Below are 25,597 nucleotides of genomic sequence, written 5' to 3'. Positions count from 1 at the left end.
AGAAAGTTTGATTGAGAGGAGAGACTATGGCTCCGCAAATACCTCGGCCGCTGTTTTGATTTGTTCGGCGAAGAATTTCGCGTCCTCCGTGTTGCGGGATTTTAGGGCGGCGAGGGCGGCTTCGTATTTTTGTTTGGCGTTGGCTGTTGCGTTTGGTGATAGTTGATCTGCAAGCGCGGAGTATCCGGCGGCCATCAATTGATAATCGGTCTTGTCCGCCTTCGTAAATTCTACGGAAGATTTGTTGAATTCTGCAATCGCGTCGGCATGTCGATGGGCTGCCAGATGATGCGCGCCGACAAGCCAATGGGCATTGCCCAGGACTTCGGCGTCGCGTTTTAATTCACGGGCCAAGCGAAGGTTCAATAACGCAGCATCGTAGCCTGCCGCCCGATCCGATGCGGTGATCGTAATTCCCTCGTCCCGCCAACCGGGCCAGCAATTCACGCCAAGGTTATAAGCGATCGTCTTGGCCGTGCTGCGGAGTTGTTCCGCGGATTTCGGATCGGTGGTTTCGAGTTGCTTCGCTTGCGCGAGCGCATATCCAATCCCACCGCGGCCGAACATGACCATTTGCGGGACGTTCTTCTCCTGAAAATAGAATTGGCGGAGCAGTTGCGAGTAATGCTCGGCCACCACTGCTGGTTCACCGGTGGCTTCCAGTTCGGCCATGGCGGCATAGGTGTCGCCGCCTTGTTTGACGGCGGTGACGATTTGGTTCAGCAGCGCTTTGTCGACGGGGATTTTTTGTTCTTCAGTCATGGCGACCTGTTGCGAGCATGCGAGGAAAGTAACGGTGAGGACAACGATTTGTGCGGTGGTTGAAACCGGCGATTGGATTAAGTGGCGAGCCATTTGTTTCACCCTTTGTCTGCGAAAGCGGAACGAACGTTTCGCAAATTCCCCGCTGATTTCGGTTGCCTCCCCGGTCACGGTACGCGAGGATGTTGACTTGTCGCAGGCTCTACATATACCGCAGTCGGAGCCGAGAAACCATGACCGGGAGTGCTTGGTATCTGGCATCGGAAGTTGCGACTTGTTACGCTGAATGAGTTGTTGACGGTTTTTCTGTGAAACGCTCTGTGGAAGATATCAAGACACAGCGCCCGCTAAAGGCCCGCTAAAGAACGATCACCATGAAAAAACACACATTGGCTTGTTGGATTTGTACGTTACTCGCACTTTGCTTCTCAGTGCGAATTGCCGCCGGCGCAGATGAGGCCGAAAAGGTCATCACGCCGACGGATGCTCCCATCGTGCTATTTAACGGCAAGGATCTGACGAATTTTTATACGTGGTTGCAGGATACGAAACGTGAAGATCCTCGCAAGGTTTTCACCGTCACGAAGGAACCGGATGGGACGCCGGTGATTCGCGCGTCGGGAGACGGGTTCGGCGGGATTGTGACGAAGGATAAATATACCAATTACCACTTGGTGGTCGAGTACCGCTGGGGTGATCTGACCTGGGGCCAACGGAAAATGGCAGCAAAGGACAGCGGCGTCCTGTTGCACTGCAACGGCGACGATGGCAATTACAACGAGGGTGGCGGAAACTCACCTTGGATGGCGGGTATCGAGTGCCAGATCATCGAAGGGGGCGTCGGCGATTTTCTAGTGTTGGGAGGAACCGACAACGACGGCACCAAACGTGTCCCCAAACTAACCTGCGAGTTCATCAAGGACCGTGACGGCGAAGCCGTTTGGAAAAAAGGTGGCGAGAAGAAGGCTTTCACCAGTGGACGTATCAATTGGTACGGTCGCGACCCCGATTGGAAAGACGAACTGGGGATTCGTTTTGAGCAAGATAAAGATAGCCCGGGCCATGAATGGACTCGGCTGGAGTGCATTTGCGACGGTGGGAAGATCACCAATATTGTGAACGGAACGGTCGTCAACTATGGCGAAATGGCGGAGCCGGAATCCGGCAAGCTGATGTTCCAATCCGAAGGTGCCGAGATCTTCTTTCGCAAAATCGAATTGCATCCGCTGAAAAAAGAATAAGCTGCGCCGCACAGCGCTGTTTTGTTTTGATTCGCTCTTGACGAAATACGCATCCAGATGTCCCATGCCGACAAATGGGCGCGCACGCGTCCCACGATCAGCGGATTACACGGCGCCGTCGCTTCGGCGCACCCCTTGGCCTCGCAAGCGGGGTTGGATGTTCTTCGCAGCGGCGGAAACGCGGTCGATGCGATTGCCGCGACAGCTGCGACGCTGGCTGTCGTCGAACCGTATATGAGCGGACCGGGCGGCGTTGGGTTTTTGCTGCTACATAAAGCGGACGGCACGACGCGGGTGTTGAATTTCAGCGGCAATACACCAGCCGCCGGCACGCCCGATCAATTCACTGCGGAAACACAGGAGTGCGGTCCTCGCGCCTGTTTGATTCCCGGCAACCTTGCTGGTTGGCTGGAAGCGGTCGAACGTGAAGGGACTTTGAAACGCAGCGACATCTTTGCCGCGGCGATTCGTCATGCTGAGGATGGGTTTCCACTGCATCCGACAAACGTGCACTTTTTGAAGATTTGCACACCACGGCTCAACGACGCGGGGCAACGAGTTTTTTCTTCGGTCCCGCATCGCATTGGCGCGGTTCTCAAACAACCCGATTTGGCGAACAGCTATCGGCAGATCGTCGACGAAGGAGCGGAGACTTTTTATCGAGGCGAATTGGCTGGCAAGATCGCCGAGCATATTCAATCGCAAGACGGCCTGCTCAGCCGTGAGGATCTGGCCAACTATCGCCCGGAGTGGGAAATACCAATTGGGGTCGATTATCGCGGCACGCAGGTGAAGACCTGTCCGCCGAATAATGAAGGCTTTCAGATCCTGCAGCAACTGCGCATGTTGGAGTCGTTCGACCTGGGCGAAATGGGGCACAACTCAGCCGATTACATTCAACTGGTCAGCGAAGCAATCAAATTGGCTGTCGCGGATCGTATTGCATACAACGGCGATCCCAAGTTGTGTGAAATTCCGCTTGAGCGGTTGTTGAGCGATGATTACATCGCCGAGCGTCGGAGCCTGGTCAATCGTACGTGGGCCTCGCACAGCGAAGGCGAACGTTGGTTTGGTCCCCGCGATGAGACGATGGTTAGTCCCGGACGGATCAACGGCATGACCACGCACATGGCGGCGGTCGACGAAGCGGGCAATGTGGCCAGTATCACGCAGTCGTTGGGGAACGGTTTTGGCAGCGGGGTGATGATTCCCGGTACAGGAATTGTGCTGAATAATTTTGTCTGGTGGTGCGAAATCGATCCGACTTGTCCCACCCCGAATTTGATTGCTCCCGGCAAACGCTGGTCAAGTTGCATGGCGCCGCTGCATGCGTTTCGCGACGGGCGGTTTTGGTTTTCGGTGGCGACACCGGGAAGCTGGGGGATTTTGCAGACGACGATGCAAATGTTCTTAAACGTCGCCGAATTTGGTGCCGATCTGCAAGCAGCGATCGAAGCGCCACGGTTTCGCGTGTGGGAACGGACGCGGATGCAAATTGAAACGCGGATTCCCCGCGCCGTTCGCGATCAACTCACGCGACGGCACCACGCATTGGAACCGGTCGGAGATTTCTCCCCACTGGTCGGTGGCGGGCAAGGGGTCATGATCGACCCGGAGTCCGGCGCGCGAATGGCCGCCGCCGACCCTCGCCGCGACGGGTATGCGCTGGCGTACTAACCGTATTGATGGCACTGCTGGGCAAGCCAGCAGTGGCACCCCAAGCGGGGGGATTTAAGCGCGGGCTTCGAGCGATTCCCAGCGTTCGTAGGTCTCGGCGAGTTGCTTTTCTAGGGATTCCAACTCGGATGTGGCTTGGGCGATTGCTGCGCCGTCTTGTTTGAAAAATGCGGGATCGGCCATTGCATCGTGCAGGTCGGCGATTTGTTTTTCCAGTCGGCCGAGTTCCTCGGGCAAGTCGGCCAGTTCGCGTTGTTCTTTGAATGTCAGTTTCTTTTGCGGCGTCCGTTCGGTTTTCTTGGGCGATTTTTTCGCCGGCTTTTCGGGCTGTGCCGCGGCAAGGTTCAAGTCGCGTTGGCGGATGTAGTCGTCGTAGCCTCCCGCGTACTCTTTGATTTGCCCTTCCCCTTCGAAGACAAATGTGCCGGTGACGACGTTGTTGAGAAACGCGCGGTCATGGCTAACGATCAACAGTGTGCCGCCGAAGTTGTCGATCAACTCTTCGAGGAGTTCCAATGTTTCGGTGTCGAGGTCATTGGTCGGTTCATCCAACACCAGCACGTTGGCGGCTCGCTTGAAGAGTTTGGCCAACATCAGCCGATTGCGTTCGCCGCCCGAGAGATATCGGGCCGGGCGGCGGGCGCGTTCGGGGGTGAATAAGAAGTCCTGCAAATATCCGTAAATGTGTTTTTCGCGGCCGTTGATCATCAGTTTGTCCTGACCTTCGCCCACATTTTCAGCGACGGTCTTGTCTTCTTCGATCGTTTCCCGCAACTGATCGAAATAGGCGACTTCCAACCGCGTGCCATGCCGCAGGCTGCCTTGCGAGGGCTGCAAATCGCCCAGCAGAAGTTTCAGCAGCGTGGTCTTGCCGGCGCCGTTGGGGCCGATGATGCCGATGCGGTCGCCGCGCGTGATCAGCGTTGAGAAATCGTCGACGATCGGTGTGTCGCCATAGGAGAACGAGATGTTTTTAGCCTCGATCACCATCCGTCCCGATTTCTCGGCTTCGGAGACTTCCATGCGGACGTTGCCGACTTGATTGCGACGCTGACTGCGTTCTTCACGCAGTTTCTTCAGCGCTCGCACGCGCCCTTCGTTGCGTGTCCGACGGGCTTTGATTCCTTGCCGAATCCAGACTTCCTCTTGAGCCAACTTACGATCAAAGGCGGCGTTTTGTTTTTCCTCGGCTTCCAGTGCTGCTTGTTTTCGGTCCAGGAAAGTGGCGTAGTCGCAAGTCCAGTCGAAGAGTTGCCCGCGGTCGATCTCAATGATCCGCGTAGCGATCGCTTGCAAGAAGACCCGGTCATGCGTGACGACAATCAACGTGCCGTTGTAGTTCTTGAGAAAGCCCTCTAGCCAGGAGATGGCTTCGATGTCGAGGTGGTTTGTCGGTTCGTCGAGCAACAAAATGTTTGGCTCCCGGACCAAGGCCCGTGCCAACAGCACACGGCGTTTCATTCCGGACGAGAGCGACGCGAACCGGTCTTCGCCGTTGAGTTTCATCCGCGAGAGCACGGTTTCGACGGAATGTTCGATTTGCCATTCTTCGACCGGCGGATGATTCGCCGCACCCGACTCCTCCACGTCGTCATTGAATCCGTCAGCGACCACTTCGGTCACGGTACCCTGCTCTCCCTGCGGGACTTCTTGGATGAGCCGCGCGATCTTCAACCCACCGGCGCGGTTCAGTTCGCCATCTTCGGGGGCAAGTTCACCGGCCAGCAGTTTCATTAGCGTGGATTTGCCAGCGCCGTTGCGTCCCAACAGACCAATCCGCTCCCCCGGCTCGATCTCGAGGTTGACTTCGTCCAGCAATAACGGCCCGCCAAAGGCAAAGGAGACGCGGTTTAAGCTCAATAATGACATACGGCTTCGTGAAGTTCATTCCAAGGTGAAAAATGTGCCGAATCGTGTCCGGCGTTCCGGTCACTGTGTAACACTCCCACGACCGCCGTGCAATACCCGCGCCCTATAATACAGACGATCAACGGTCCGCCGCGCTTGCGAAAATCACCCGCTGTCGCCAACATGGAATGCAGTGATGTTGACCCTACGCAACGCGCCCTCTCCTGAATCCCCCACCCGCGGAGTTTGAGTATGGTTTCATTAAAACGCGTCCTTGTGTGTGCCTGCCTGACGTTAGCGTGCTGTGTCACGAGTTGGGCTGGCGAAAATTGGCCCAATTATCGCGGCCCCTCCGAACAAGGTTTGACCGATGCCAAAAACCTGCCGTTGACCTGGGGGGAAGATAAAAACATCACTTGGCAAACGCCGATCGAAGGCAAAGCCTGGTCGACACCGGTGATTTGGGGGGATCAGATCTGGTTGACCTCCGCTCCGTTGGAGGGAAATCGACTGCGAGCGATTTGTGTTGATAAAAATACCGGCAAAATCGTGCACGATAAGATGCTGTATGCAGTCGCTGGACCGCAGTATTGCCATCCGTTTAATTCATACGCATCCCCCTCGCCGGTCATTGAAGAAGGACGCGTTTACGTCAGTTTCGGTTCGCCGTACAACGCGTGTCTCGACACGAAAACGGGTGAAGTGATTTGGGAACGGGATGATTTTGTCTGCAATCATTTTCGCGGTCCCGGCTCGTCACCGTTTCTGTATAAAAATCTGCTCATTTTGCACTTTGATGGCAGTGACCGCCAATATGTCGTAGCGCTCGACAAGCAGACCGGCGACACGGTTTGGGAAACCGAGCGGACTGTTGATTTCGACGACATCGTAGAAAAGACCGGCAAACCGATCCGTGACGGGGATTTCCGCAAAGCGTTTTCGACTCCGATGATCGCCGACGTCGATGGCCGGCCGATGTTGATCAGTTTGGGGTCCAAGGCGCTCTATGCCTACGATCCGGAAACGGGAGAAGAACTTTGGCGGCTGAATGCTCCCGGCGTGCATTCGGGGTCGTGCCGTCCGGCGTTGGGGCACGGCTTGGTGTACATGCCGATGGGCTCTGGCGGAAAACTGTGGGCCGTCAATCCCAATGGCAGCGGGGAACTTTCGCAGGATCATATCGCCTGGGAATACAAACAAGTGGTCCCCCGACGCGCCTCGCCGTTGTTGGTCGATGATTTGTTATTCGTCGTCGACGACGGGGGCATTGCTGCCTGCATCGATGCAAAAACGGGCGAGGGGATCTGGCGAAAACGATTGGGCGGAAACTTCTCCGCTTCGCCGATTTATGCGGATGGAAAAGTTTATTTCTTCGATGAAGACGGCAAAGCCACGGTCATCGAAGCGGCCCGCGAATTTCGCCAATTGGCGGTCAATAAACTGGGGGACGGTTTTATGGCCTCCCCGGCGGTTTCAGGTGATTCCTTGTTCCTGCGTTCACGCAGCCAGCTTTACCGCATCGACGCGAAGTAGGCGTGAGGCTTGAGGGGACAGGCTTGAGGGAGGGGCCGTTATCGGTGTGCTGTAGGCACAAGAAGCAGCAGTTTCAGCTGTCCCTGCCAGCGAGTCTCTGCTCGTTTCAGAGCGAGAGAATTGCGGCTTCTTGCGGGCTGCGCCCGCCCCGATGTCTGCGCCATCACGGCCACCCCGGGGTGAGTGGATTCTCAACCTGTTGTGTGGAATCTCGCCGTCTGTCAGCTTATACCGTAACGATATTGCCGGTTTTAAGGCGGTTTATCGCCGACTGACTACAGCCTATTTTCCAACACAACTCTTGCAACAATACGTAATAACCGCGTATGCTGAACGTAACGGAACCCGTTGATATAACCGCTAATTCCTTTTTGCAAAGGGCCTGTCGATGACCGATGCCAATACCGCCGAGACTTCGCGGCGAAACTTTTTGAAAAACACAGGCCGCGTTGCAGCTGCGTCGACATTGGTCGCCGGAATGTCGCCACGGGCGTTCGCCTCGGAAGACAACACGATTCAAGTCGCATTGGTCGGTTGCGGCGGACGGGGAACGGGAGCGGCTGCCAATGCCCTTTCCGTGCAAAACGGACCGATCAAGTTGGTCGCCATGGCCGATGTGTTCGAGGACCGGCAGTCGGATAGCTACAACGGCCTCGCAGCCAAGTTTGCTGATCATCCGGATAAAGTCGACGTGCCGGAAGAACGGCGTTTCATCGGGTTTGAAGCGTACAAAGAGGCGATGGATTGTTTGAAGCCGGGTGACGTGGTGATTCTCGCTACGCCTCCCGCATTTCGTTGGGTGCAATTTACCTATGCCATCGAAAAGGGCCTGAACGTCTTTATGGAGAAGCCGGTCACGGTCGACGGCCCCACTTCTCGCAAGATGTTCGCCTTGGGCGAAGAATCGGCGAAGCGAAACCTAAAAGTGGGTGTCGGTCTGATGTGCCGTCACTGCGATGCTCGCGCCGAATTGCACGAGCGCATCGAGCAGGGACAAATCGGTGATATCCTGGAACTGCGAGCCTACCGGATGGCGGGCCCCACCGGATCGGCCGCTGTCGGTCCCAAACCGGCCGACACGAATGAGCTGGAATACCAGATCCGCAACTTCCACGCGTTTCTGTGGGCCAGCGGCGGTGCCTTCAGCGACTTCTTGATTCACAACATTGATGAATGTTGTTGGATGAAAAACGCGTTCCCGATCGAAGCCAAAGCTTCGGGTGGGCGGCAATATCGCGGCAATGACGTCGATCAAAACTTCGACAGTTATTCGGTGGAATATACCTTCGAAGACGGGACGAAGTTGATGCTCAATGGCCGGACGATCCCCGGTTGCCATCACGAATTCGCCAGCTATGCCCACGGAACCAAAGGGGCCGCGGTGATTTCGACAGCTTCCCACTCGCCGGCGAAATGCCGCATCTACAAGGGTTGGAATCTGGACGAGAAAAACCTTGTCTGGGCCTATCCGCAGCCGGAGAAAAGCCCCTACCAACTCGAATGGGATCATTTGATCGATGCGATTCGCAACGATAAGCCCTACAACGAAGTGCAGCGGGGTGTCGAGGCATCGCTGGTCACCTCCATGGGCCGTATGGCGGCGCACACGGGAAAAGTGATTACCCGCGACCAAATCCTCAATAGCGATCACGAATTCGCCCCGGTGGTCGATCAATTGGCTCTGGGAGGCGATGCCCCGCTGGTCGCAGACAGCAACGGCAAATACCCCATCCCGTTGCCGGGACTACTCCGCCGCGAGTACTAGGACGTAGCCTACTAATCAGTACCGACCAAGCCACGAGTGACTCGTTCACTCGTGGCTTTTTTTGTTGATGAGCCGCTCTGCGTGCGTGTCATTCAAGATTTGCGAGATTTGAGCGAACAGTGCATGGCGAGATTTTTTTTGATCCAATCGCCATTTTTTTCTGTTTGCGAATACACAGGCCGGGTTTTTTTGTAGACTCATACGTCTTGTCCGGCCGCACAGCCGCTTATTTGACTTAACGCCAATTTTAGTACAGAGAGACATAGCCAATGTCCAACGATAGCTTCAACGATGATTTTGACGACGGCCGCGCAGCGAAACCGGGAATGAGCACCGGGGTCAAGGTGTTGATCGGCGTTTTGGTTGGCGGTGGGATCTTGGGTCTCCTGTGTTGCGGTGGATTAATCTACTTGGGGAAACAGGCGGCCGACGGATTCAAAGTTGTGGAAACGCCGGCGGAAGTTGACGAGCTGACAAAAGAGATCATTCAGATTGATATACCCGAACAGTTCACCGGCAAAATGGGTATGAAATTTAACTTCATCGTGTTCACCATGGAGATGGCGGTCTACGAGGGTGTCAGCAGTGACTCGCAACTGATGATCATCCAGACCACGCAGCCGGGCGCAGTGTCGTCCGAAGAACAGATGGAAGAGATCAAAAGGCAGATGGAGCAGCAGGGGCAAAGTGGTGAGTTTGATCAACAAGAGCTTAAAGACGCTGAAACTGAAACGAAGTCGTTGACAGTTCGCGGCCAGCCGGTCGATTTTCAATTCACCACGGGTATGGGAGAAGATGGCGAAACGACGATCCACCAGATCAGCGGCGCATTTCCTAGCGGTGAGGGCTTGGTCATTCTGATGATCCAAATGCCGGATGAGGATTACAACGAAGAAGAGATCGTCAAGATGATCGAATCGATTCAGTAATCTTGCCGTTGTTGAGCAAGGTTTCACCGGGCGCGTCGGGCATTCTTCTTCGGAGAGATTGTCATGGCCAAAAAGAAGCAGACGCGGAAAAAGGCGGCCAAACGTAAGGCGACAAAGAAAAAGGCCGCCGGACGGAAGCCCGCGGCGAAACGCAAAAGTGTCGCTAAAAAACCTTTGAATAAACCTTTGAAGAAAAAGACGGCCGCCCGGAAGGTCAAGAAAAAGAAGGTTGGCAAACGCAAAGCAGCTAAGAAGAAGGCCAAACGCGCTGCCTCGCTCGGCCGGCCGAAGTTTACGGGCGAAGCGGCGCTGGATCAGGTCTTCAAGGAGGACTACCACGCCCGGCAAATCTTTACGTTTCTGGGCGTCTCGTCTCTGAAAGAACTCGAAAAATTCGGCCCCGAAGAAATCGTCGACCGGCTATCGGCGCCGCTGGTGCAAACCGTGCAGCAAATCCGCAAACGACTAGCGGATCATAACCGGCATCTAGCAGGGGACCTGGATTATGCAGTGCAACGCAAACAGCAGCGCATGGCTAAATAAAAATGCCCCGGCGGAGCCGGGGCTTGTGACGGGCGCATTAAGTCGCACATGGGACGAACATGCTATTGACGCTGATCATTCGGTGATCATGCCATCTGCTATGATCATTCGGTGATCATGCCATCCACAGAATGGCCTGTGGGGATCATCGGCAGCACGTGTTCCTGGTAGGGGCACAGCACGTCGAGCAAATAGGGGCCTTCGGCAGCCAGCATTTCGGCCAGTGCTTCGGGGAATTCTTTTTTGCTGCGGACTTGGCGGCTGGCGATGCCGTAACCTTCAGCGATTTTGACGAAGTTAGGATACGAGTCGTCGACCCGTTCGGTTTCGCCTTTGCCGGTCGCTTCAGGATGATGCACCGGGCCGAGATACGTGTGGGCGCGGTTGCCGGCATGGAACCGGTCCTCCCACTGCATCACCATTCCCAGGTGCTGGTTGTTGAGCAATAGGATTTTCACCGGCAGGTTCTCACAGTGCAGCGTTGCCAGTTCCTGGATATTCATTTGGAACGAGCCGTCGCCATCAATGTCGACGACGGTCTTGCCGGGATGTGCTGCTTGCACGCCCATTGCTGCCGGCAAACCAAATCCCATCGACCCCAGTCCCGAGCTACTCAGCCAGCGCCGTGGACGATCGAACTTGTAGTATTGTGCCGACCACATCTGGTGCTGTCCAACGCCGACAGCAATGAAGGTGTCTTCTTCGTGCGTCTGTCGCCACAGTTCTTCGATGGCGTATTGCGGCAAGATGAAGTCGCCGGCGTCTTTGTAACGCAACGGGTGGTTTTTCTTCCAATCCGCGCACTGTTTTTGCCAGACGGAGATGTCGGGAATATCGTCATCAGTCATCGCATCATTCAGGGCGATCAACGTGGCGTTGAGGTCCGCATTGATCGGAATGTGCGCTTCTTTGTTCTTGTGGATTTCTGACGGATCGATTTCGACATGAACGATTTTTCCGTGTTTGGCAAACTCTTCCAGTTTGCCCGTCACGCGGTCGTCGAAACGAACACCGAATGCCAACAACAGGTCGGCATCGGCAACGGCATAGTTGGCGTATTCGGTACCGTGCATCCCCAGCATGTGCATCGATTGATCGTGTGTGCCGGGAAACGCGCTGAGTCCCATGAGGGTCATCGTGACTGGAATACCGGTCCGATCGGCGAAGATTTTGAGTTGTTCAGAAGCGCCCGAATGAATGGCGCCGCCGCCGACATACAGAATCGGTTTTTTAGATCGTCGAATGGCGGCGAGAACCTGCTTGATTTGCTCCGGAGCGATATTGCGGATTTCCGGACGATAACCGGGCAGATGCATCGGCGGATCGTAATCAGGCTCTTCGTCCAGCGTGGTGTTTTGGACATTCTTGGGAATGTCGATCAACACCGGCCCCGGCCGACCAGTCGTGGCGACATGAAACGCCTCTTTGACGACCCGCGGCAGATCGGCGATATCGGTCACCAAGTAGTGGTGTTTGGTAATCGCGCGGCAGACTTCGACGATGGGGGTTTCTTGAAATGCATCGGTACCGATCACCGACCAGGGGACCTGTCCCGTGATGGCGATGATCGGACAGCTATCGAGTTTGGCATCGGCCAGTCCGGTGACCAGATTCGTGGCTCCGGGACCGCTGGTGGCGACGCAAACCCCCACCTGTCCGGTGCTGCGGGCATACCCTTCGGCTGCGAATGCTCCCCCTTGTTCGTGTCGGGGTAAGATTGTCCGCAGTTCATCGGCCCGTGTGGTGAGTGCTTGGTGAATCGGCATGCTGGCCCCGCCGGGATACGCGAAGACCACTTCTACTCCCTGGCGAATCAACGCGTCGACAAGAATGTCCGCTCCATTGATGGGAGTATTACGGGTCTGGGGGCGTTCTTCTGCGAGGGACACTGGAATTCCTCAACTCACTAAAAAAGGCGTGTGTGTAATTCAAAAAACGACAAATGGGCGAGATTGGACCGGACGTGCGAAACGGAGAACGAATTCCCCTGGCCATGCAGGAACAGGAGGTGTTCCGTTGCCGGCAAAGTTGGCGCACGTCGAGACGGAATAGGAAACATCATGGTTCGACGCGCATCGCCCCTCCAATCCTCAGCAGTCCCATTCTAACCGGTTTCGTCACCAATGGCGAGATGCAGAACTGATTGTTAGGCCGTTTCCGGCCAAGAATACTGCTGGGAATCGAAAATGGCGGTCACGAGCCGACTGATGATTTAGGGGACATTTCCGGTAACAGATAGGTTCGCCCAGACGGGTTTGCTGGTTAATTTCCGTGGAAAAAAGCGAGCGGGAATGTTCGATCTCTGTTGATTGGAGTAGCGAGAGTTTGTTTGCACGGTTAGCATAATGTTTGGTGAAGAAACACCAGGGTGTTTTTGCGGACAACATTCCTGGTGGCACATCCATAAACGCTTTTGGCACAAGATGTTAGTGCAGAGGCGTTTCACGATTCCGCTCCCGTGTGCTTCTGAGCACAAGCGGCGGCATTTCATGTCGGCACGCTGTGGATGAGAGTTTTAGGGAAACAGATTTCTATGGCAGGCGTCCCGACACGGCTTGGTCCGTTTGAGCTGAAAAAACAGATTGGCGCCGGCGGAATGGGCGTTGTCTATAGCGCCATCTACACCAAAAACGGCAAGAAAGTCGCGCTGAAGCTATTACCAGCGGATTTGAACGAAGATATCCGCTTGGTGAAGCGGTTCGAGCGGGAATTGAAGGTGCTGCAGAAAATGCGGCACAAGAACATTGTGCTCTGCTACGGCGGCGGCCGCAAAGGGGCGCAAAAATTCTATGCCATGGAATACGTCGACGGCGGATCGATGGCAGACTTGATCCGCAAAAAAGGCCGGTTGACCTGGGAAGAGACGATCGACTATTCACTGCAGCTGTGCGCTGCCCTGGAGCACGCGCATGACCATGGTGTGGTTCATCGCGATTTGAAACCGGCGAATTTGTTTCTTACCAAAAAAGGGACGCTGAAACTGGGCGATTTTGGTTTGGCACGAACCAACGATGCCACCCAACTGACCGCTGCCGGCAAGACGATGGGGACATTCGCCTATATGTCGCCTGAGCAGATTTGCGGCAAGCCACCGATCTCGCACAAGACCGACTTGTATGCGATGGGCTGCGTGATGTTTGAGATGCTGACCGGCAAGCCGCCGTTCATGTCCGACAACCCGGCGACGCTATTCCACATGCATCTGAGTGAACAACCCCCGCGAGTGCGGGCGGAAAATATGGACTGTCCAATCTGGTTGGAGTCGGTCGTGCAAGACTTGTTGGCCAAGCCGGTCGACAATCGTCCGCTTGACGCACTGGCCGTAGCAACGCAACTGGAAATGGTCCGAGAAAAGGTCGCTAAGCAAACCAGTATTTTAGAAAATCAGGCGACGGAAAAAGCGACTGTCGCCGGCGGCGATGTCGACACGGCGGTGGCCAAGGACTTATTGCGGCGAAAGAAGAAGAAAAAACGCAAACCGCAACTAGACACACCGATTTTTGAAAAAACGTGGTTCTTAGTCGGCGCATTGGCCCTGCTGTTGTTGGTCGTGATCTATGCGGTTTGGCCCGATAGCCCGGCGCAAAAATTTGCCAAAGCCGAAGCGTTAATGAAGACCGGCGAAAGTGTTGACCAGCGCAAGGCGCTCAAAGATTACTTGCTTCCGTTGGCTGAGGATTATCCCGATGCGGAATTTGCGCCCCAAGTCCAGGTGTATATTGATGAAGTCGAGATGCGCAAAGCTGAAGAAAGTATTCTAACACGGTCAAAGGTTGGACTCACCGAACCGAAGAGTGAAGCAGAACGACTGTATGTAAGGGCCTACGAATTCGAACAATTCGGCGACCGAATTTCTGCCTTGGAGAAATACCAAAGCATCGTCAAAGTACTGGATGAGAACGATAAAACGGCGCGCCCCTTTGTGAATTTGTCGCGCCGGCAAATCGCCAAGATTGAAAGCGGCGACACGAACGACAACCGTGCGGAGTTGGTCCGCGACGCATTGGACCGGGCGGACAACCTTTATCTCAACGGCGAAACCATCAAGGCCCAGGGGGTCTGGAAGTCCGTCATCGCCCTGTATCAAGACAATCGAGAACTGGCCCCATTAGTACAACGGGCCCGAGATCGCCAATTGGAAGTCGATGGCGGCGGAGTGCCGAGTCGACCGGGCGAGAATGACGCAGCCTCGACTCAATAAATTTGGCCATGAACTTCGCGTACAGATTTCTGCTAACAGATTTCTGCCAACAGTGCAGAGCAACCCGCGCTGTAAGTAATCGCAACGAAACAATGCTCGCGTGGAGAGGCGATGACCAACAACGACACAACGCCGGTTAAGCCGCCGCGGCGGCGTCCCTGGTGGCGGTCCCACTGGCTGATGCCGGTCCGAATCTATCTGGTGCTCCTTGTCATGTTAGCCGTATTTCAACGATCGCTGATCTACCATCCTCACCAAGTGGAAGCCGTTCGACCCATCGACGGCGGGTTTGCTGACTCGCAAGTGCATGAAGTCACCGTCACGGCCGATGACGGAACGGCACTGCATGGCTGGTACCATCCCGCCGGCGCTCGGAGTTGCGTCAACGACGCCGAATATTCCGAGCACCTACAAAGCGATCGGCCGGTGGTGATTGTGTTTTGCGGAAACGCAGGGCATCGCGGGCATCGTGACGATGTGCTGCGGCTGTTTTCGGCGTTGGACGTCGATACGCTGATCTTCGATTATCGAGGCTACGGTGACAACGAGGGTTTGCCGAGTGAATCGGCGATCTTGGCCGATTCCCGTGCGATCTGGCGGCATGTAACCGATGAGCAACAAGTCGCGCCGGAGCGGATGATTATTTTCGGCGAATCGTTGGGTGGGGGCGTTGCGACGCAATTGGCCGCCCATGCCTGTCGCAGTGGCGAGACGCCGCGGGCGCTGGTGTTGCAGGCGACGTTTTCGTCATTGGTGGATGCGGCTGGATACCACTATCCCTGGTTGCCGGTGCGCTGGTTGCTGTTGGATCGTTTCGATTCGCAGGCGGTGGTTCCCGAGGTCAATTGTCCGCTGTTGCATTTGCACGGAACGGCCGATGAGGTCGTTCCTTTTGAGTTGGGACAACAGCTGTTTGCGCGAGCGCCGCGAGCCTCGCACAGCGGAGTGCCTAAGCAATTCGTGGAACTTCCAAATATCGGGCACAACAACATCGACCGCTCCGAATTTTCAGAATATGGCCGCGCCCTATCCGATTTTTTGAAACAAATATCGCCGTAGGGTGGATCTATGACTTGGGCGGCGGAATGAATTCCGTTACCAGAAGCCCGTTGCAGTATCGAAAAACACCCGGTCATTGGATGCCATTGCTGGCTTGCCCAGCCGTGTTTTGACAGCCGCACGGTTTGCACCGGCGGACAAGCCGCCAGTGGCACCTATATTTGAGCTGGCTACCAAGTTTCAGATGTCGAGGAGCAAGGGCGAATAAGCCGATGAGCCAAATTGATTTCGAGGGAAGCGCTCGTCTCTCATCCGTCATTGCAAATTTTTCGGCCCGGCCTGCTTCGCAGAGTTGGGAACGGGTCCCTTGCGGGGATTCGCCGCAGCAGTTCCTCTGGGTCTGGTACAAGCCGTCCCATTTGCCCTGCGGAGTGGTGGTGAATATCCCTGACGAGACCTTCCGCAGCTATCGACAGCGCCAGCAGTTGACGTTGCGGACGGTCCTGAGTTGGTTGGGACTGGAGCCGGGGTGCGTTTGGCAATGGACACAATATGGGGTGACCTATGATGCTCAGCAGGGGGCGTCAGCGTATTTCGATCAACCGTTGACCGATCCGGTCCCTGGAGTGGATTCAGGAGTCGCGATTTCGTTACTCGCTCCGGCCATGCCAGTTGCACCTCCGATCGCGCCACCCGCCGCACCGTCTTCAGCTCCGCCATTCGCGCCGCTGCCCGGTGGCCCAGTGCCGACGGATATCGGCGATCTGTTTGAAAATATCGACACCGATTGGAAAGCGATCGTCAAAGCCGAGCGGGACTTGGCGCTCTGCCGCAAAAAATTGGTCGATACCCTGACCCGCTTGGGCTCGCTGAATCGCGACTTAAACCATGAAGAGCAACTGTCCGCCGATACGGCGGACAAGGCGGCGTGGATGGATGCGCGGCGGTGGTTGCGCGAAACCGCTTCGCGGGTGTCACGATATTTGAAGGATTGTGATGTGGGAGACACAACGTCGGCGCCCAAACGGGACTGGATGAAACAGACGTACGAGCAATATATTGTTCCCAAACAAGTCTTCGACGGCATACAACACGCACAGCGCGAGTTCGAAGGCTATCGCAAGATGGTGCAGACTTTGTTCGTCAACATGAACGGGGCCCACGCCAGTGCGGTCAGCGATGGGGAACGCCGGGCACAGCAGGTGCTCGCGCGCATCGCTGCGAAGGTTCGCAAGACGAAGAAATAATTGGCGGACGCGATAGGCTTATCCCCACAAATCACTCCGCCTTCAATGCCGTTTCGAGAACTTCTAGCGGTGCGGGTTGGCCGGAGATGGCGGTGAATTGTGAGGCGAGTTGTTCGACTGAAATTTTGACCGGTTCGACGACTTTGCAGAACCGTGAGCGTGCTTCTTTGATAAACGGTGTGTCTTGCGGCATACCGTCGAGGTCCATCACCGCCATCGAGTCTCGCAGAAAACTAGCGGGCAGTTTGGTTTTTTTCCCTTGTTCAAACTCGCTTTCGGTGGAGATGATCACATCGCACAGCGTGGAGAACACGTTGGCTGTGGGGACGTAGCGGAGGTTGAACAATTGCGACAATAACTGTGCGCGTTTGTCGTCTCCGGCTGTGATGCTGAGGATTGTGTCGCGGCGCTTGCTGGCGTAGATGGCTGCGCGGGCTGTGGAATTGGCGCCGACGACCAGTACGTTGCGGTGGTCGAGTGGTTTTTGATCGCCGCGGGCGGGACCGAGCGTCGTTTCTAAGGCCTTGAGTGCGGACCGCCACAGCGTGCTGTAAGCCGTCCAACCCTTGTCGGACTTCAGCAGCATATCGGCTTGCTGTGAGATCTCTGCCGATTTTTCAATGTGGTCGGCGAGACGCAACATGGTTTCGCGGTTCTTAGGGTCAAGCAGTGCTGCTTTGATGTGCAGCTTTTCCAGCATCTGCATCATCCGTTCCAGCAATTGTGTTTCGACCGGTAGGCAGCGGATGTTGAGATGTGAATAGGCAAAGGCCGCGTTTAAGGCCCGTACGGTCTTTGTTTGCGGCGCTTCAAATCCCATCACGGCCACAAGGTGGGTTTGCTGCGAAATGTCTCGCCAGCGGTATGTCTCTTCGAGAATGCGGACGCTGACTTGTCCCTCTTGAACCTCCATGCCCTGTTCGAGCGCTGCATAAATAAATGGCGATCCCAATTTGCAACTCGTCAGTGCCAACGTCAACCCGGCGTCCCCCGTGCCGCTGACGATGACCGGTGCTTTGCCTTGGAAGTTCAGCGCTAACAGCAACGGCCAAGCAGCCTCTAAGGTCGGCGTGGGCGCGGTGAATCGCACCATATCTGCATCGGCATCACACGCGCGTTGGTAGATTGTCTTGAGATCGGGCAACGAGCCTTGTGAATGCGTAAAACTGACGATCCGCATCGTCGGTCCGTAGCGAGGAATCTTGCCGGCGATGTCGACGTCGATATCAACGAATTCTGGTCCATCGGCAATCGCCTGCCGCAGAACCGTCACGCGTTCGGCCTCATCGCGGTTCCAGGAACCACCATCCTCTTGGCGGCGACAGGAAATCATCACCGGTTTACGGCGGCCTTCGATCAGCTTGGCCACGTTGGGCGTCTTGTGCAGGCAGTCCAGCCGGATTTCAACAACGTCACACTGTGGCTCGGCATTGTACAAGTCGGCCCGAGCCAACGTGTGCGATTCCGGCGCAATGGGAATACAGATCATGATTCGTACTCGAATTACAAAGGCCCGGTTGATTTCCCGTTGGTCGAATTCTTAGCCACAGATTAAACACAGATTGGCGGGCGTCGGAACGTAAATCCCAAACCGACGGCTTGCCGTCGCACACGGCAATCCACGCCAGGAGACACACCCTACGACGGAAAACGCGATTAGTCGGCGACTGATTCTTCTAGGATTTTTGTGTAACTTTCTCTCGCTTTTTGGTAGGCGGCGGCGGCTTGTTGTTTTTCTTCCGGGCGGCGAACACCAATGCGGCCTTCTTTGCGGTCCCAGCAGACGTCGACCGCATCTAGGCACCATTGTGCGCTGCGGCGACTGGCGCGAATCGGTTTGTCGCCGACTTGCACGAACACCGGGTTGGTGTGCACCGACGGCAAAATCCGCACGGCGATCCAACTCGATTTGTCGATTTTGACGCCAAAGCTCAAATGCTGCATTTCTCCGTCAGCCACGATGTGTTTCGTTGCAACGGGATAGCCGTTGACGATGACTTCCACCGGCACGGTCCGTGTCTCGCCGACCCGTGCGCGTTCGAGATGCCAATACGGTTTTTCGTCGAGGCGTCGATTGCGAATGCGTTCGGTCTCAGGCGTCGGTGCTTCAGCTAGTAAGGCCGAGACGTCGAACTCAACTTTGACCGTGCCCGCTTCGGGAATATCCAACTGGCTGATTTCGCCGCCGCTGCCCGGCTCGCCGACGCCGACGTCGTTGGCTTTGAAATCAACAATGTGGCTCAACCCGTCGCCACAATAGCTGCGTCCATCCTTCAAACCGGCGACCCAGTTGTCGTAATTCAGCTCCTGGTCTTCGGGGAGTTTGACGTAAATGCGGCCCAGTCCAACTTTGTCGCCGTAGATGCAGGGGAAATCGGTTTCGCCGCTGATGCGGGCGCGGTACCCACAGTTGAGCGTGTGGTACCAGATGTTCAATTCCCAAATCGATGGGGTGTCGACAGCGGAGATAAAGTCGCAGACGTCGTGGGTGACAGTCACGATGTATTCGTTGGCGCCGATGCCGTCAAAGGGAGGCATGGCATAGTCGGGAAGCTTATCCGCTGCTTTGCCTTTTTTGTTCGGCACCCGGTTGCCACGATCGTCGTAATCGGGCAGTTCCAAGCCCCAACCGCTATGGCTGTAGCCGACGACGCCTCCTTGTTTTTTCCCCCAGGCCAAAACGGGCAACGTCCAACTCGGCCATTCTTCGATGAGTTCAGTCCCTTCGTAGTCGTCTTCGTTGAGCCGCAACAAGCAGAGATGCCCGGCGTGGGATGAGGGGAATCCACTGACCTCCACGTCATACCGCATCAAGTAGTTGGGCCGCGACAAGGCAGAGGTTTTGCCTTCGAAATATTGCTTTTGTGTGTACCAGCAAGGCCCCCAACTGAGAACGCAGCCGACGTTGAGGTCTTCGCCGAGAATGTGCCGCATCATATCGGCCGGCGTGACGCCTTCGGTGGGGCTGTCGTAATGCGCGCAACCAGCGGCGTGGACATGATGGTCGCCGGAGAACCAGCGTTGTATGGCCGGATGTGTCCAACGTCGCAAAGTGAAGTCAGCCTGTTGACTCTTGACGTCTGATTGGACGGTCAAGGGGAAGGTGTCGACATAGTATTCCGGGCCGCGGTTGATGACGACGGTATACTCGCCCGGCGGCAGATGGACCGACTCGCCGTCAGCGCGATAGATTTGATCGTGAAAGAAAAAGTCCGGCGCCATGCGGCGTGCGGGATTGGGATAGACGCGTCCTTTTTCATCGCGAATGATGAGCGACGCCGTGGTCGGTTCGCCATCGAAGTCCTTGATCCCCAACGTCACCTCGACCGCCGGTAGGCAATCGAACAGGATTGGCACGGCATTACGAAACCCGAGGTCCTGGGTCCCCTGCCCTACGTTGAATGCCAACTTGGCTTCTCGTTTGCCGACATCACGGCTGTAAAGTTGGATGATCCGATACTCAGCTTCCAGTCCTGAGAGGGTCGGCTTGAGCGGTTGTTTGTCGAACATGTTGATGTCGAGGAATCGTGACTCACCGGCACCGGCGGGGACAAGTTTCTGCTCGGTCTGCGGTCGTTGTCGCGAACCCTTGCCGCGCATATAGACCGGTTGGGCATTGGGGCTGTCCGCAACCAGTTTGGCGGTAATGCCGGCTTCGTTGTGCACTTTGATGAGAAACGTCCGCCAACCTTGTTCGATCAATTCCTTAGGCGCCGGCCCTTCGCCCACCGAGACGCGGCTTTCGGCGTTAATACGCACGGCTGCCAGCGCGCGTTTGTCGAGGACTTTTTGAATCTCCGCCACGCAGTCGCGATCATTGGGGAGTTTCTTTGCCGCTTCGATGGCCTGCAAATCGGCGTCGCTCAACGGGTCGCCGACGTATTCGAGGCCCTCTAGCAAGCGGTCGGTGGCGGCGACAAAGGGTTGTTTTTCTACGGCGATGAATTCGGGAAAATTTCCCTCAGCCGCTGTGGCGGCATTGTTCGTTGCGATTCCAGTAAGTAAAACTGCTACGAAAACCGCTGCCTGGGAGAACCGTTTGACTTGAAGCATGATCGAAGTTCCTTGCCTGGAAGACACGATGGATCGCCGCACGAAGAACGCCGCTCGCCATTGTCAGCCTCTCGGCCGCGAGTTTCAAGCTGGAAATGGACTATAGCGGCGCCGCCGTGCAGGAATCTATTTTTCCGGCGGGGTGATGAGGTCGTAGTATCGCCCCATCCAGTAGGGCATCAACCAAAACGCGGTGCTGCCCTCCCAGCGTCCGCCGGCCCCATGGTCAACGAAATAGACATTGCGATCCCAACGAAACACCGCCCGTTCACTGGGAGGAAGCAGACGGCGGGTTTGCCTTCGTCCCTCAACGGGGATTCCCACGACCTCAACATCCTCTCGCTGTGAGTTGTGAATGGTGTATTGAATCTGATCCAACGGCACGTCCCGCAGAAGTTCAGCACACGCGCCGAGCTTTGCGTCCCCGCCGGAGAAGGCCGCATAGACAAAACCAAACAACGGGCTGTCATCCCGCCGCACTGGGGCGAACCAAGCTTCCATGCTTTCGCGATAGAGCACGCGACGCGCGGGGTCTTGTTCATAGGTCAGCAGCGCCGGATAACAAAACGCCAACAACTGATATCCGATATAGGTAAAATAGTCGTTGCCGGTTCTGAGCGGCTTGAGGATGTTTTCCGCGTAGTGCTCTTTGTAAAGCAGTCGATCAATTTCGCGATCATATTTCTCGTCGCCTGTGACATGCTTCGCGATCGTCAGATAGGTCAGCGCCTCGACTGAATTGACGCCCCGTTCCAACCACCAGTTGGGATCGTTGTTCAATTTTTCGGGCGACCAAACGCCCCAACGTGTTGCTTGGCCATCGATGTCGCGGAGAACGTAACCGCCTTCGATGATGTGATCCATAATCCGTCCGACCAAAGCGGCGACACGTTTTTTCTCAGCATCGTCGGCGACCAGGTCGTAGTAGATTGGATAGCTGAAGAAATGGCCGGTGATTTCGTCGGAACTGGTGTCCCCTTTCCACAGCCATTTTCCGTCGGCGCTTTTTCGCCAACGATTCTCCACTTTCTTCCAACGTGCTTCGCGAGCAAAGTGATCGGCGGCGTCTTCGTCGGTATAAGTCCGGTTGCCGTCCGCCATGCGGTCCCATTCGACGGGAATCACCGTGCGGGCCACGAATCCGGGGGTGCCGGTCACGGTTTGTAGAAACTCCATGGCGCGAAACGCTTCGGTGGCGTTCGCCTTGGCATCAGCTGCTTTGGTAACAGCATAACGATAGGATTCGGCCGCCATATACAGGCCGGTGTACATGCCGTCGTTGTCGGTATCCATCGGTTCGAAGGTTGAGATATCACCAGCAACCGCCAGCCGGCAACGTTCCATCAGGCCGGGGGGACGGACGTGTCGTGCGCGGACGAGTTTTTCAAAAAAATCTGCTTTCGATTCGAGTGTCATCTCCCGTTGCCTAATGATGCTGATTCCGTCCGCAGTGGCGATGACTGCTGAGCCGTCTTTCAAAAATTCAATGTCGCGCACGTTGTCATTGGGCAGCCAACGCAGGCTGTGCCGGAACGACCAACTTTTGCCGTCAAATCGAGCGGCACCAATGGCCGTGCCCACCCACAGTCGTCCGTCATGCCCCAAGTTCAGACACTGGATGCTTGTCGAGGGGAGTCCTTGTTCGGGGGTGATGGCAGCAACGCGGCGGCCGTCGCGATAGATGTCGATTCCCGCTGCCGAACCGATCCAGACATGACCGTTGCGATCCGCTGCCAGAGAATTGACGCGGCGACTCAGCGCCTGTTCTTTGCCTTGCAACCACTGCGTTTCGCCGGCCGATTGGCGATACAATCCGGACCAGGCAGCAATATACAGATCGTCGCCGGCCACCACGACGTCATAAATATTCGTGGCCCAGGGCCCTTCCACTTTCTTCCAGGCATCGTCGGTTTTTTCAAACAGTCCGCGGGGCGTGGCAGCAAAGAGCCGTTTGCCTGTTCGTCTGAGCAACGTGACTGGCCCTTCGATCCCCGTATCCTGTGTGACCTGACCGTCTGCGATCCGAAACAATCCATTCCATGCGCCGACCCACAATGAGCCGTCGGGATTTGCCAAAACCGCGTACGTGGAGCCATCGACGGTCGCACCCTCCGGAGAGACCAATTGATCCTCCTGGACTTGCATCAATCCGTCGGCTGTGGCTGCCCAGATTATATCGTTGGTATCGACCGCAATGGCGCGGATATTGTTCCCTGACTTTCGAACATCTTGACCTTTGGGGACGGCGGCTTTGATGAACGGGCCGCGATAATCTTGCAAGAACGGCTTGTCGACGATTTTTTTGTCAGCGGCATTCGTAATCGCGGGAGCGACAGCAGTGAAGGTTGCTGCCAACAGGACGACCCAGAGGGACCCAAATATTCGTTTCATCGTGAACTTCCTTAAGGATTCGCTGAAATCATGCCGGCAGGGGCGCGGCGTGATTGAAGTTTATAAAAATATATGCGTGATGGACTCTCATCATCTTCGTTCGCACCGGCACTGGCAAGGACGGCGACGAATTCCTGTCGGTCGAGGGGCCGATTTTCAACGGTTCGCAACTCTTCCCGCAAGTGAGGACGCTTTCGTTGCGCCGCGCTGCCTCACAAAGAACTGAGCGGGCGCATGCCATTTGCGGCGTTGTTTTTGTAGACTTTTAGGGGACAAGGCTGCAAAAACAACCAACCATGCAAGGGATACTGTCGATGAGTCATTTGTACGAACCTCTAACGCTCGATTTGGACTATTGCCGTCAGCGGCAACAACGTTTGTTGGCGGTGATGGAACGTCTCGATATCCAGCGGGCGGTGTTGTTTCAGCCGGAACATGTGCAGTATTTCACCGGTTTTCGGCCGGGTGGCTTGTTGAACGCCGCCGTGAGTTTGGATGCCGACGGGCATTGTCTGTTGGTTGCTCCCAACAACGCGCCGGAGCATGCGGCGGTCGATGAGGTGGTAACGTTCGAGGCACAATGGCATTGCACATTGCGGCAGGATCAGCGCGAGGCGATTGCAGCGATTCTCCGCACTGCCTGGAGCGGGCGGTCGGCTGCGAGTCGCGTGGGAGTGGAGTTCGCGAATACGGGGCGGCATTTAGATCCATTGTTTGCGGACATTGCCATTGTCGACCTCGAACCAGAGTTGTGGGACTTACGGCGGGCAAAAGATCCGGACGAATTGGCGATGATTCGACGTGCGGTCGCTTGCACCGAAGCCATGTACGCCCGTGCTCGTGAGGTGATTGAACCGGGCGTGACAGAAATCGAGGTTTATAACCAACTGCATGCCGCTGCGGTGGAAGTGGCGGGGGAACCGCTGACCGGATTTGGGAATGATTTTCAATGCAACTCCCCCGGCGGCCCGCCTCGTAATCGCGCGGCCGAGGCGGGGGAGTTATTCGTGCTCGACTTGGGACCGGGGTACCGGGGGTACTATGCCGACAATTGCCGTTCGATGCGCGTCGGCGCAACGATTAACGACGAACAGCAACATGCCTGGCAAGCCATTGTCGATGTGCTGCAAATGGTCGAGGAAACGGTCCGTCCCGGTTTGAGCGCGCAGAAGTTGTTCCATCGTGCGCAAGAGATGCTGGACGAATACCGCACGGGGGCGTTCTTTCATCACTTGGGGCACGGCATCGGTTTGTTTCCCCATGAAGGTCCACATCTCAACCCGCATTGGGAAGACACGTTTGCCGTTGGTGATGTTTTTACTGCGGAGCCGGGACTGTACGGACCGGAACTGCGCGCGGGGATTCGCCTGGAAGAGAATTACGTGGTGACGGAAACCGGCGTGGAGCGATTGACGGGGTATCCGTTGGAGCTGTGAGCGCATGCTTAGCCGCTCGCCTGAAACCCAAAAACATTCGCGAGTCGAGTGCTACTGCTGGCTTATCCAGCACTGTTTTGCCTATCACACAGTCTGTCACTGGCAAACGAGCCGCCAGTGACAGACTTCTTCAGCGGGGGCTTAGCTGGCAGTGTAAGAGGATGTGCCGCGCCTGGCTGTGGGCGTGAATCCGGAAACCCTGCGCGCTCTCAGGGCAAGTGCCAATGCGCGAATCGTCATAAGCGCCCTAATCGTTATTGGCGGTCAGGTTCTGCGCGGTGCAAACATAATTCTCCAACACCGCTTAATTCTTGAGCTATATTTCGTCAGACGATGCGCTCCTGACCTGGACAAATGGGACGATCACACGGTTGCCATAACAGACGACTGTTGTGCGACTTGGAGATCGCAACCAAACATTTCGACAGCGAGGCGATTTGGTCGTGTTGTCTTTGTTGCCGGGCAGTTCGTTGAAACAATTTTACAGATCTGCGAAATGAGCAAGGGACCTGAAAGATGAAATTACTACTGGCCGACGACTCGGGAACAATGCGGACGATTCAAAAGCGATGCCTGCTCAAATTGGGTTTGGCTGAAACGGATATCACAGAAGCTGAAGATGGACAACAGGCGCTGACACAATTTGAATCCGCGAATTTCGATGTCGTGTTGAGCGATTGGAATATGCCCAACATGGACGGTCTGACGTTCCTGCAAAAGGTCCGCGAGACCAATAAGGACGTCCCGTTTATCATGATCACCACCGAAGCCGAACGGGCGCGGGTGGTCACGGCCATTCAAGCCGGCGTGACCGATTATTTGGTGAAGCCCTTCACTCCGGACGACCTTCGGGCCAAATTGGAGAAATGGGTCGCGGCGCCTGTGTAGAAGATTTGTGGCGACTCAAACGGATTGAATCTATCGGGAAACGCCCTCGACGGCTCCTGTTTCTGGGAGCTGCCAATACCCGTT

The 25,597-nt window shown here is 55.9% G+C and carries 17 protein-coding genes; 11 read left to right on the top strand and 6 right to left on the bottom strand.

All coding sequences use genetic code 11. The annotated features are described in order from the left end of the window. Positions 1-24: 24 nt before the first annotated feature. Positions 25-855, bottom strand: a complete 831-nt coding sequence (locus Mal52_RS24975) for a hypothetical protein (protein ID WP_145379235.1) — start codon at positions 853-855, stop codon at positions 25-27. 281 nt (positions 856-1,136) lie between these two features. Between Mal52_RS24975 and Mal52_RS24970 the strand changes: the two genes are divergently transcribed. Beyond that, a complete protein-coding gene (locus Mal52_RS24970; RefSeq protein ID WP_145379234.1) occupies positions 1,137-2,003 on the top strand; it encodes a 3-keto-disaccharide hydrolase in 867 nt (288 codons plus the stop codon). A 57-nt stretch (positions 2,004-2,060) separates the two neighbouring features. Beyond that, positions 2,061-3,680, top strand: coding sequence for a gamma-glutamyltransferase (gene ggt / locus Mal52_RS24965; RefSeq protein ID WP_145379233.1), 1,620 nt, complete (start codon positions 2,061-2,063; stop codon positions 3,678-3,680). 54 nt (positions 3,681-3,734) lie between these two features. Here the strand turns inward: ggt and Mal52_RS24960 are convergent, their stop codons facing one another. Next, positions 3,735-5,549: an ATP-binding cassette domain-containing protein gene (locus Mal52_RS24960; RefSeq protein ID WP_145379232.1), complete on the bottom strand. Its 1,815-nt coding sequence runs from the start codon at positions 5,547-5,549 to the stop codon at positions 3,735-3,737. Positions 5,550-5,780: 231 nt separating this feature from the next. Here Mal52_RS24960 and Mal52_RS24955 point away from each other — a divergent pair, with 231 nt between their 5' ends. From Mal52_RS24955 to Mal52_RS29975, 4 genes are all read left to right on the top strand, one after another. After that, a complete protein-coding gene (locus Mal52_RS24955; RefSeq protein ID WP_145379230.1) occupies positions 5,781-7,061 on the top strand; it encodes a PQQ-binding-like beta-propeller repeat protein in 1,281 nt (426 codons plus the stop codon). 388 nt (positions 7,062-7,449) lie between these two features. Continuing rightward, on the top strand, positions 7,450-8,826 hold the full coding sequence (locus Mal52_RS24950) for a Gfo/Idh/MocA family protein (RefSeq protein WP_145379229.1): 1,377 nt from the start codon (positions 7,450-7,452) through the stop codon (positions 8,824-8,826). Positions 8,827-9,095: 269 nt separating this feature from the next. After that, entirely contained in the window at positions 9,096-9,755 is a 660-nt protein-coding gene (locus tag Mal52_RS24945) for a hypothetical protein (protein WP_145379228.1), read from the top strand. 63 nt (positions 9,756-9,818) lie between these two features. After that, the gene (locus Mal52_RS29975) at positions 9,819-10,298 is read left to right on the top strand and encodes a hypothetical protein (protein WP_197534455.1); all 480 of its coding nucleotides are present in this window, start codon (positions 9,819-9,821) and stop codon (positions 10,296-10,298) included. A gap of 104 nt (positions 10,299-10,402) precedes the next feature. Here the strand turns inward: Mal52_RS29975 and ilvB are convergent, their stop codons facing one another. Then, a complete protein-coding gene (ilvB, locus tag Mal52_RS24935) occupies positions 10,403-12,187 on the bottom strand; it encodes a biosynthetic-type acetolactate synthase large subunit (RefSeq protein WP_145379227.1) in 1,785 nt (594 codons plus the stop codon). A gap of 644 nt (positions 12,188-12,831) precedes the next feature. On the opposite strand from ilvB, the gene Mal52_RS24930 reads away from it, so the two are divergent. The 3 genes from Mal52_RS24930 to Mal52_RS24920 all read left to right on the top strand — a co-directional run bounded on the left by Mal52_RS24930 (position 12,832) and on the right by Mal52_RS24920 (position 16,745). Then, entirely contained in the window at positions 12,832-14,499 is a 1,668-nt protein-coding gene (locus Mal52_RS24930) for a serine/threonine protein kinase (RefSeq protein ID WP_197534454.1), read from the top strand. 111 nt (positions 14,500-14,610) lie between these two features. After that, on the top strand, positions 14,611-15,558 hold the full coding sequence (locus Mal52_RS24925) for an alpha/beta hydrolase (RefSeq protein ID WP_145379225.1): 948 nt from the start codon (positions 14,611-14,613) through the stop codon (positions 15,556-15,558). Between the two features lie 212 nt (positions 15,559-15,770). Beyond that, entirely contained in the window at positions 15,771-16,745 is a 975-nt protein-coding gene (locus Mal52_RS24920) for a hypothetical protein (RefSeq protein WP_145379224.1), read from the top strand. A 31-nt stretch (positions 16,746-16,776) separates the two neighbouring features. Here Mal52_RS24920 and Mal52_RS24915 read toward each other — a convergent pair whose 3' ends face one another. The 3 genes from Mal52_RS24915 to Mal52_RS24905 form a co-directional block, all read right to left on the bottom strand. After that, a complete protein-coding gene (locus Mal52_RS24915) occupies positions 16,777-18,234 on the bottom strand; it encodes a type I 3-dehydroquinate dehydratase (protein WP_145379223.1) in 1,458 nt (485 codons plus the stop codon). A gap of 167 nt (positions 18,235-18,401) precedes the next feature. Then, positions 18,402-20,798: a CehA/McbA family metallohydrolase gene (locus Mal52_RS24910; RefSeq protein ID WP_197534453.1), complete on the bottom strand. Its 2,397-nt coding sequence runs from the start codon at positions 20,796-20,798 to the stop codon at positions 18,402-18,404. 126 nt (positions 20,799-20,924) lie between these two features. Next, a complete protein-coding gene (locus Mal52_RS24905) occupies positions 20,925-23,189 on the bottom strand; it encodes a two-component regulator propeller domain-containing protein (RefSeq protein ID WP_145379222.1) in 2,265 nt (754 codons plus the stop codon). Positions 23,190-23,503: 314 nt separating this feature from the next. Between Mal52_RS24905 and Mal52_RS24900 the strand changes: the two genes are divergently transcribed. Continuing rightward, complete coding sequence (locus Mal52_RS24900) at positions 23,504-24,625, top strand: M24 family metallopeptidase (protein ID WP_145379221.1); 1,122 nt, start codon at positions 23,504-23,506, stop codon at positions 24,623-24,625. Positions 24,626-25,141: 516 nt separating this feature from the next. Beyond that, positions 25,142-25,513, top strand: a complete 372-nt coding sequence (locus Mal52_RS24895) for a response regulator (RefSeq protein WP_145379220.1) — start codon at positions 25,142-25,144, stop codon at positions 25,511-25,513. The last annotated feature ends 84 nt before the right edge of the window (positions 25,514-25,597 follow it).

Source organism: Symmachiella dynata, assembly GCF_007747995.1.
Taxonomy (GTDB): Bacteria; Planctomycetota; Planctomycetia; order Planctomycetales; family Planctomycetaceae; genus Symmachiella; species Symmachiella dynata.
This window is presented reverse-complemented; position numbering and strand designations above follow the sequence as displayed.

What these genes read in the sequence shown, in the direction of transcription:
- Mal52_RS24975 (WP_145379235.1), bottom strand. Translation starts at nt 855, where the DNA reads ATGGCTCGCCACTTAATCCAATCGCCGGTTTCAACCACCGCACAAATC.
- Mal52_RS24970 (WP_145379234.1), top strand. Translation starts at nt 1,137, where the DNA reads ATGAAAAAACACACATTGGCTTGTTGGATTTGTACGTTACTCGCACTT.
- ggt (WP_145379233.1), top strand. Translation starts at nt 2,061, where the DNA reads ATGTCCCATGCCGACAAATGGGCGCGCACGCGTCCCACGATCAGCGGA.
- Mal52_RS24960 (WP_145379232.1), bottom strand. Translation starts at nt 5,549, where the DNA reads ATGTCATTATTGAGCTTAAACCGCGTCTCCTTTGCCTTTGGCGGGCCG.
- Mal52_RS24955 (WP_145379230.1), top strand. Translation starts at nt 5,781, where the DNA reads ATGGTTTCATTAAAACGCGTCCTTGTGTGTGCCTGCCTGACGTTAGCG.
- Mal52_RS24950 (WP_145379229.1), top strand. Translation starts at nt 7,450, where the DNA reads ATGACCGATGCCAATACCGCCGAGACTTCGCGGCGAAACTTTTTGAAA.
- Mal52_RS24945 (WP_145379228.1), top strand. Translation starts at nt 9,096, where the DNA reads ATGTCCAACGATAGCTTCAACGATGATTTTGACGACGGCCGCGCAGCG.
- Mal52_RS29975 (WP_197534455.1), top strand. Translation starts at nt 9,819, where the DNA reads ATGGCCAAAAAGAAGCAGACGCGGAAAAAGGCGGCCAAACGTAAGGCG.
- Mal52_RS24930 (WP_197534454.1), top strand. Translation starts at nt 12,832, where the DNA reads ATGGCAGGCGTCCCGACACGGCTTGGTCCGTTTGAGCTGAAAAAACAG.
- Mal52_RS24925 (WP_145379225.1), top strand. Translation starts at nt 14,611, where the DNA reads ATGACCAACAACGACACAACGCCGGTTAAGCCGCCGCGGCGGCGTCCC.
- Mal52_RS24920 (WP_145379224.1), top strand. Translation starts at nt 15,771, where the DNA reads ATGAGCCAAATTGATTTCGAGGGAAGCGCTCGTCTCTCATCCGTCATT.
- Mal52_RS24915 (WP_145379223.1), bottom strand. Translation starts at nt 18,234, where the DNA reads ATGATCTGTATTCCCATTGCGCCGGAATCGCACACGTTGGCTCGGGCC.
- Mal52_RS24910 (WP_197534453.1), bottom strand. Translation starts at nt 20,798, where the DNA reads ATGCTTCAAGTCAAACGGTTCTCCCAGGCAGCGGTTTTCGTAGCAGTT.
- Mal52_RS24905 (WP_145379222.1), bottom strand. Translation starts at nt 23,189, where the DNA reads ATGAAACGAATATTTGGGTCCCTCTGGGTCGTCCTGTTGGCAGCAACC.
- Mal52_RS24900 (WP_145379221.1), top strand. Translation starts at nt 23,504, where the DNA reads ATGAGTCATTTGTACGAACCTCTAACGCTCGATTTGGACTATTGCCGT.
- Mal52_RS24895 (WP_145379220.1), top strand. Translation starts at nt 25,142, where the DNA reads ATGAAATTACTACTGGCCGACGACTCGGGAACAATGCGGACGATTCAA.